This window comes from Streptomyces albospinus (genome assembly GCF_014648695.1).
Classification (GTDB): domain Bacteria; phylum Actinomycetota; class Actinomycetes; order Streptomycetales; family Streptomycetaceae; genus Streptomyces; species Streptomyces albospinus.
In genome coordinates this window covers 31,108-38,881 of the sequence record NZ_BMRP01000059.1, presented here as the reverse complement: position 1 = coordinate 38,881, position 7,774 = coordinate 31,108, and the positions used below count along the sequence as shown (strand labels likewise).

Below are 7,774 nucleotides of genomic sequence, written 5' to 3'. Positions count from 1 at the left end.
ATCTTGAAGTCCATCGCACCCCTTGAGCTGGGGTGTTGCGACGACCACTAGAACGGAAGATGCGGTCCGGGGCCTTTCGTGTGCCGTGCCGGGGGTCAGTTGTTGCTGGCGACGGTGACCGGCTCGTCGCTGTTCAGCTGCTGGACGAGCTGCTTGAGCTTGGCCTGGTCCCAGACGAGGTTGCCGCCGACGCTGCCGGAGACCGGCATGTTCATCGACTTGCCGTCGCCGCTGGTGACGCCCTTCATCGCGAAGAACATCTGGCCCAGGTCCCACAGGCTCATGTCCTTGTCCACCTTCAGCGTGTCCAGGCCCGCGCCCAGCACCGGGTAGAGCTTGAAGGGGTTGAGGACGGTGCCCGGTGTGGCGGCCTGCTTCGCGATGGTGGCCAGGAACTTCTGCTGGTTCTTGGTGCGCTGGAGGTCCTGGGTGGCGAAGGCGTGCCGGGTCCGGACGAAGGCGAGCGCCTGCGCGCCGTCCAGGGTCTGCGTACCGGCCTTGAAGTCGGCGCCGGAGTCCTTGTCCTTGAAGGCCTGGGGGATGTCCATCTCGACGCCGCCGAGCGCGTCGACGAGGTTGGCGAACCCGGCGAAGCCGATCTCGACGTAGTGGTCGATGTGCAGGTGGGTGTTGGACTCGATCGTGCGGACCAGCAGGGTCGGCCCGTCCATGGCGTAGGTCGCGTTCAGCTTGGTGTGCTTCCCGGTGTCCGGGAACCTCTTGCCGGAGGTCGAGCCGACGTACGAGGGGATCTCGACGTTGGAGTCACGCGGCAGGGAGATCAGCGTGGGGCCGTTGCTGCCGTCGTGCAGGATCAGCATCGAGTCGGTGCGCCCGCCGTCGGTGGGGCCGCCGGTGTGCAGCTTCTGCTTCATGTCGTCGGTCATGCCCTCGCGGCTGTCCGTGCCGACGATCAGGTAGTTGGTGCCGCTGCCGGTGGCGGGCCGGTCGATGACCTTGCTCAGGTCCACCTCGCGGCGCAGCTTGCCGTTGGCCCATATATAGGTGCCGACCGAGGCGACCAGCAGCACCACGACCAGGGTCAGCAGCGTCCACTTGATGCGGCGGCCCCAGCGGGGACGCGGCCGGCCGCCGTACCCGTCGCCGTCATAGCCGTCATCGCCGTAGCCGCCGTGGCCCCGGCCGCCGCCGTAGACCTGCCCGGTGTTGTAGCCGCTGTCGTAGCCGTTCTCGTACGCGTCGTAGCCCTGGGACTGCTGCGGCGGTACGCCCGCGCCGCGGCGCGGGGACATCGACGGCGGCAGCGGGGGTTCGCGCCGCGGGTAGCCGGAGCCTGCGTCGCGCCGTACCTGCGGCATGGCGCGCGCTCCCTCCGGATCGGCGCTGCCGCTGCCGCGTCCGTACCGGTTGCCGCTCTGGTCGCCGGGTCCTTGGGGCCACTCATTCATACGGGGAAGTGTGCACGCCGCGAGGGGGTGCCCCATAGGGCGGGTGCGGGATCGGGCCAGGGCTGTTGCAGAGCTGATGCAAAGCGACGGAGCCCTACCGCCCCATACCGCAAGGGGGCTGACCATTCCGGCGGGGCTATCGGAAGAAGTCATTCCGGATGGTTTCCGGCGGTGCGGGGAGACCGGTCTCACAGCCGCGGTGCGAGCCATCTCACGCCCGGCCGGGAGCCGTGCCGGGGCCGCCCCGTACGGTCCCGTACGGGGCGGCTTACGCTGGTGTGCATGACCGACCTCGTCACCAACAGCCCGGAGGACGATCTCGCGGGCAAGCCCACCTCCGTCTCCCGCACCACGCTGTCGCACATCATGACCGCGGCCGACACCAACCTCCTCGGGACGGTACACGGCGGCGTGATCATGAAACTGGTGGACGACGCGGCGGGCGCGGTGGCCGGCCGCCACTCCGGCGGCCCCGCCGTGACGGCGTCGATGGACGAGATGGCGTTCCTCGAACCGGTCCGGGTCGGCGACCTCGTCCACGTCAAGGCCCAGGTGAACTGGACCGGCCGCTCCTCCATGGAGGTCGGCGTCCGCGTCCTGGCCGAGCGCTGGAACGAATCCACCCCCGCCCAGCAGGTCGGCTCCGCCTACCTCGTCTTCGCCGCCGTCGACGAGCAGGGCAAGCCCCGCGCGGTGCCCCCGGTGATCCCCGAGACGGAGCGCGACAAGCGCCGCTACCAGGAAGCGCAGATCCGCCGCACACACCGGCTGGCCCGCCGCCGCGCCATCCGGGAACTGCGCGAGCGGCGCGCGGCCGAGGGGCTCGACGAGGCGTAGGGCCGAACCCACCGGACGGACCCCGGGCCGGTGCCCGGCTGCACCCCCTCCGGACCCGGCTACACCTCTTCCGGCGCTGCCGCCGCCGCGGTCGGCACGGGCCGCCGCGGCAGGGCCCGGCGGAGCAGCACGGCCGCCACCAGCTTCGCGAGCAGGGCCAGCGCCGCGCCGAGGACGCTACCGGCCGCCGCGCACAGCACATCGTCGATGTCCGCGACCCGCCCGGCCCGCATCAGCAACTGCGCCGCCTCGATGGCCAGGCACAGCCCCACCCCGAGCAGGAACCCCCCGGCCGCGGACCAGCGCGGCGCGGCGAACCGCAGCAGCAGCGGCACCGGCACGAACAGTGCGGTGTTGGCGATCTGCCGCCGTACGAGCATCTCGACCTCGCCGGGCTCCAGCTGGGCCCCCAGGTCGAGGAGCCCCTCACCGGGACGCCACCAGATCGTCGCGTCGCCGGACCCGATCGGCTGGGTGGGGGTGAGGGTCACCACCAGCATCATCAGCAGCCAGCCCGCCAGCAGCACGCCCGCGGCGGTCCGCGGGGCGTGCCGGTGCGGGGCGCGCGCGGACCAGAGGGCGAGGCCGAGGGCCAGCGCCAGCGCCGCGACGAGGAAGAGCGCCACCGTGGTGGGGCTGATGCCCAGGACGACCTGCCACACGCTCCGCACGCACCTTTCAGGACTTCGGGACACCGGGGCGGCCCCGTGTCAGTCGCAGCTCCACTTGGTGACGAAGACCGTCTCCGCGTGTTCCATGACGCCCCGGATGCACTCGTCCGGCAGCATCTCCACCCGGCCGCTCAGCCGGAGGGACCCGCCCCGGGTCCGCCCGGTGCCGAACCAGCCGGGGAACGCGGTGATCCGGGAGTTCCTGCGCTGGTAGCCGAGCCGTACGGTGATCTCGCCGGGCACCGAGCCGTCCCTCTGGTAGCCGGCCGTATAGGTGCCGACCGTGCCGACCGGGCCGCGCAGGCACAGCCGCCCCCGGACCAGATCCCCGCAGCCGATGGGCGCCGCCGGGGCCGGCGGGGTCGCCGCCGCGGTCGCCGCGATCAGGCACAGCGCCGCGACCACGGCTGCGGGAAGGCTCACGCGGCGCCGCCCGTACGGCCGGTCCGGGGGGCGGCCGGGCGCGGTGCGGCGGGGGGCGGGGACGGTCATGGGCACACCGCCTGGTCGCCGGTGATCGCCGCGAGGGTGCCCGGGGCCCGGTCCGGCTCCTCGGCCCGCACCGGCCGCACCGCCCGGTGGTCCCGGCCGACCGTCACCCGCATCACCGCCCCCTGCCCGGCCGTCGGGCGCAGCTCCGCGCCGGGCAGCGCGGCGGCCAGCGAACGGGCCGAGCGGTCCCAGTGCGGGTCGTACGCGATGACCGTGCGCGCCACCGGAGCGCGCGCGGCGCCGCCCGGTGCGCCGGTGGCGGCGAAGCCGGTGGCGCGCAGCGCGCGGGCCGCCGCGGCGGCCGTCCCGCGCCGGCCGCTGCCGTCGTCCACCTGCACCTGGATCCGGTGCGGCGGTACGTCCACGGTGGCGGCCTTCGCCTTCGCCGGGTCCGCGGCCGGCGCGAACGGCCGGTCCTCGCGGATCGCCCGGAACAGCTTCGGCGCCTCCACCGGGTCCCAGCGCACCGTCGACCCGAGGCCCGGCAGCGTCTCGGCCTCGCCCCGCAGCGGCACCGAGGCGTACTCCGAGGACTCCGTTCGGAAGCCGCGCATCGCCTGCCCGAGGTCGGTCATATCGCCCGCGCCGAACCCCGCGTCGGCCCGTACGGAGCGGAGCATCGCGTCCGCGACCTGCTTGAAGCGGACCGGGTTCATCAGCACCCCGGACGAGGTGATCCGGTGCAGCAGCGCGGCCAGGAAACGCTGCTGCCGCTGCATCCGGCCCAGGTCCGCCGAGGCGTCGAGATGCCGCGAGCGGACGTACTGGAGAGCCTGGCCCCCGTTGAGCAGCGACCTGCCGGCCGGCAGGTCCAGGCCCGAATAGCTGTCCTTGAGCGGCCGTACGGTGCAGATCTCGACCCCGCCCACCGCGTCCACGGTCCGCATGAACGTGGTGAAGTCGATCTCCAGATAGTGGTCGATGTGCACGCCGGTCATCTGCTCGACGGTCTGCACGGTGAGGCTGGGGCCGCCCTCCGCGAAGGCCGCGTTGAGCTTGATCGCGTGCCGGGGGTGCCACCGCCCGCCGGCGTCCCGGCGGGCGGGCACCTCGGCGTACGAGTCGCGGGGCAGGCTGACGACGCCGGCGCGGCTCCGGTCGGCGGAGAGGTGCACCAGCATCAGGGTGTCGGTGCAGTGGCAGGAGTCGCCGCCGAGGTGGAACCTCCGCTTCTCCGCGTCGGTCAGCTTGTCCCGGTCGTCCGTGCCGACGACCAGGAAGTTCAGCCCGTCGCCGCCCCCGGGCCGGTTGCTCATCCCCTTGAAGGCGTCCACCCGGCCGATGCCGGTCTCGACACCGGTGACCATCGCGTGCCCGACGCCGCTCGCGGACAGCAGCAGAACGGTCGCCGCGGCGCTGATCCGCAGCCCCCAGCGCCGGACCGGGGGACGCAGGCGCCGGCGCTCCCGCCGCGGACGCCGGCCCGGGACGGTGCGGGTCGAGGAGGACGGCGCGGTCACGGGGCACCTCCGCGGGTGGACGGGGACGGGGCCGCGGATGGCCGGTGCGTACCTCGCGGCCGGGGCGCGGTGCAGATCGGGAAAGGACCAGGCGTGTCTCGATGCGAACGAATCGGATCTCGATTGGGACGAAGTGGTCCGGCTCACCATACGTCAATACGATCTAGTGCAAAGCGCCACACACCGGGCATTCGTTGCCCGGCCACCCGGTTGCCGTCCGTGGGTATCCCCCGTTCGCGGTACCGTGAGGCGGAATACCGCAGTCCCCCGACGGGCGCTGCCGCCGCCCATGGCGGCTCGCCACGGGCCGTACCCCTGAGGAACCATGCCCCAGCAGCAGCTCCCGGCCGTCTCCGTGATCATGCCGGTGCTCAATGAGGAACGTCACCTGCGCAATTCGGTCCGGCACATCCTGGAGCAGGAGTACGCCGGCGAGATGGAGGTGGTGATCGCCCTCGGACCGTCCGCGGACCGCACGGACGAGATCGCCGCGGAACTCGTCCGCGAGGACCCCCGGGTGCACACCGTCCCGAACCCGACGGGCCGCACCCCCGCCGCGCTGAACGCCGCGATCAAGGCGTCCCGGCACCCGATCGTCGTCCGCGTCGACGGCCACGGCATGCTCTCGCCGAACTACATCGCCACCGCCGTACGCCTCCTGGAGGAGACCGGCGCCGCCAACGTGGGCGGCATCATGCACGCCGAGGGCGAGAACGCCTGGGAGGACGCGGTGGCCGCCGCGATGACCTCCAGGATCGGCGTGGGCAACGCCGCGTTCCACACGGGCGGCCAGGCGGGCCCCGCCGAGACGGTGTACCTGGGGGTCTTCCGGCGCGCGGCGCTGGAGCAACAGGGCGGCTACAACGAGGAGTTCATCCGCGCCCAGGACTGGGAGCTGAACTTCCGGATCCGGGAGGCCGGCGGGCAGATCTGGTTCTCGCCGGAGCTGAAGGTCCAGTACCGGCCGCGGCCGAGCATCGGGGCGCTGGCCAAGCAGTACAAGGACTACGGGAAGTGGCGGCACGTCGTCGCCCGCTACCACTCCGGGTCGATCAACCTGCGCTACCTCGCCCCGCCGACCGCGGTCTGCGCCATAGCGGCCGGCGTGGTCGTCGGCGCGGCGGTCACGCCGTGGGGCTTCGTCGTCCCGGCCGGCTACCTGGCCGCCATCGCCGCGGGCTCGCTGCCGGCCGGCAAGGGCCTGTCCCTGAAGGCCCGCGCCCAGATCCCGGTCGCCCTGGCCACCATGCACATGTCCTGGGGCGTGGGCTTCCTCACCAGCCCCCGCGCCCTCGCCAAGAAGGTCATCGCCAGCCGCCGCCCGGCGGTGGTGGCGCCGTAGGGCAACGCGGCACGCGGGTTGGGGGCGCTCCGCCCCCAACCCGCCCTGCTCCGCCCCGAGTTCAGCCGTTGTCCGGTCCGTCGTGCGCGCGGCACCCGGACGGTCGGCGGGTCACCGGGTCACTTGGCGCAGATGTTCTTGTCGTCCGCGTTGACGTGCTGGACCCCCGCCGGGGTTTCGGTCGGCGCCTCGATCGGGGTGCCCGGCGCCGTGAAGTCCTTGCCGAGGATCAGCTTCATCGGCACCCGCGGGCCGGCTTTCTGCGCGCTCTGCTTCAGGGCGCTCTTGGGCAGACCCATCCAGCCGGCCAGAGTGGCGGCCTGGTCCGCCTGGTTGGGCGCGTATTCGAGACGGGTGGCGGCCAGCTTCTCCGAAGCGTTGCCGGCGTTGGTGGCGAGCCTGGCGGCCTTGGCGTTCTGGAGCCAGTCCACGGTCTCCTGCGCCGAGCCGAACGGCCCGCCGCCGTTGGTGACATCGACCCGGACGAGCTCCGGCGGGGCCTTCTTGACCGGCGCGGGCTTGGCGTCGCCCTTGCCCTTGGCGGCGTCCTTGGACAGCGTGTGGTCCTGCTGCACCATCTGGAACAGCGGCTGGGCCTTGGCCTTGTCGAGGATGACGGTGGCCTTGTCGCGGGGGTTGTCCAGCACCGGCACGGTGGCGAAGGTGATCTTGTTCAGGTCGACCTTCTTCAGGTCGTTGCCGAAGTCCAGCAGCTTGCTCGCGCTGCCGATGCCGGTGTCCACGGTCAGCGCCTTGGTCGCCGCCTGCGCGACGTCCAGCAGCTTGCCGGGGCTGCTGAACGCGCTGGACTTCAGCTTGCGGATCAGCGACCCGATGAACTGCTGCTGGAGCTGAATACGGCTCAGATCGCTGCCGGTGCCCACGGAGTGCCGGGTTCGGACGAAAGCCAGCGCCTGCTCGCCCTTGACGACATGCTTGCCCGCCGACAACTTCAGGTGCGACTTGGGGTCGTCGATGTCCTTGCCGGCGCAGACTTCGACGCCGTCCACCGCGTTGGACAGCTCCTTGACGGCGTTGAAGTCGGCCATCATGAAGTGATTGACCTTCAGCCCGGTCAGCTTCTCGACGGTGCGCCAGGTGCAGCCGGGGTCCCGGCCCTCCTGGCCCAGGCTGGTGTTGAAGCGCACCTTGTGCTCGCCGGGGATGGTCTTCGTCGAGCCGTCCTTCTGCTTCGTCGGGCAGTCCGGGATGTCGGTCACCAGGTCGCGCGGGATGCTCAGCGCGGTCGCGTTGGACCGGTCCTTCGACACATGAATCAGGATCGTGGTGTCCGCGTGCCCGACGCTGCCGTCGTCGCCGTACCCCTCGTTGCCCTTCTTCCCGTCCCGGGCGTCGGTGCCGATGACGAGGAGGTTGACCGGGCCGTCGGTGACCGCGGCGTTCTCCTCGCCGACGTCGACCTTGGAGATGTTGCCGTCCAACTGCTGGTAGACGAAGTACGCGGCACCGCAGCCGGCGACGAGAACGAAGCCCACCACACCGGCCGTCCAGTGCAGCGCCTTCTTCTTCCCGGACTGCTTCGGCTTGCGTTTACGGCGGCCG

The 7,774-nt window shown here is 72.1% G+C and carries 7 protein-coding genes; 2 read left to right on the top strand and 5 right to left on the bottom strand.

The genetic code is table 11. From position 1 onward, the window contains the following. Window positions 1–95: 95 nt before the first annotated feature. Window positions 96–1,409, bottom strand: coding sequence for an LCP family protein (locus tag IEZ17_RS37380; RefSeq protein WP_189308089.1), 1,314 nt, complete (start codon window positions 1,407–1,409; stop codon window positions 96–98). Between the two features lie 282 nt (window positions 1,410–1,691). Between IEZ17_RS37380 and IEZ17_RS37375 the strand changes: the two genes are divergently transcribed. Further along, window positions 1,692–2,246, top strand: coding sequence for an acyl-CoA thioesterase (locus IEZ17_RS37375; protein ID WP_189308088.1), 555 nt, complete (start codon window positions 1,692–1,694; stop codon window positions 2,244–2,246). Window positions 2,247–2,305: 59 nt separating this feature from the next. Here IEZ17_RS37375 and IEZ17_RS37370 read toward each other — a convergent pair whose 3' ends face one another. The 3 genes from IEZ17_RS37370 to IEZ17_RS37360 are packed head-to-tail and all read right to left on the bottom strand — an operon-like array spanning window position 2,306 to window position 4,869. After that, complete coding sequence (locus IEZ17_RS37370) at window positions 2,306–2,908, bottom strand: VanZ family protein (protein WP_189308087.1); 603 nt, start codon at window positions 2,906–2,908, stop codon at window positions 2,306–2,308. A gap of 48 nt (window positions 2,909–2,956) precedes the next feature. Beyond that, on the bottom strand, window positions 2,957–3,409 hold the full coding sequence (locus IEZ17_RS37365; RefSeq protein WP_189308086.1) for a hypothetical protein: 453 nt from the start codon (window positions 3,407–3,409) through the stop codon (window positions 2,957–2,959). Continuing rightward, entirely contained in the window at window positions 3,406–4,869 is a 1,464-nt protein-coding gene (locus IEZ17_RS37360; RefSeq protein WP_444544832.1) for an LCP family protein, read from the bottom strand. Before IEZ17_RS37360 ends, IEZ17_RS37365 begins: the two co-directional genes overlap by 4 nt. Window positions 4,870–5,194: 325 nt before the next feature. Here IEZ17_RS37360 and IEZ17_RS37355 point away from each other — a divergent pair, with 325 nt between their 5' ends. Next, window positions 5,195–6,211 carry a glycosyltransferase family 2 protein gene (locus IEZ17_RS37355; RefSeq protein WP_189308084.1) on the top strand — a complete coding sequence of 339 codons (1,017 nt, stop codon included), beginning with the start codon at window positions 5,195–5,197 and terminating at the stop codon, window positions 6,209–6,211. Window positions 6,212–6,330: 119 nt separating this feature from the next. Here IEZ17_RS37355 and IEZ17_RS37350 read toward each other — a convergent pair. Next, the coding region (locus IEZ17_RS37350) for an LCP family protein (protein ID WP_229853007.1) at window positions 6,331–7,774 on the bottom strand (1,444 nt) is incomplete at its 5' end.

Excerpts from the sequence above, each read along its gene's own strand:
- IEZ17_RS37380 (WP_189308089.1), bottom strand. The coding sequence starts at position 1,409 with ATGAATGAGTGGCCCCAAGGACCCGGCGACCAGAGCGGCAACCGGTAC.
- IEZ17_RS37375 (WP_189308088.1), top strand. The coding sequence starts at position 1,692 with ATGACCGACCTCGTCACCAACAGCCCGGAGGACGATCTCGCGGGCAAG.
- IEZ17_RS37365 (WP_189308086.1), bottom strand. The coding sequence starts at position 3,409 with ATGACCGTCCCCGCCCCCCGCCGCACCGCGCCCGGCCGCCCCCCGGAC.
- IEZ17_RS37355 (WP_189308084.1), top strand. The coding sequence starts at position 5,195 with ATGCCCCAGCAGCAGCTCCCGGCCGTCTCCGTGATCATGCCGGTGCTC.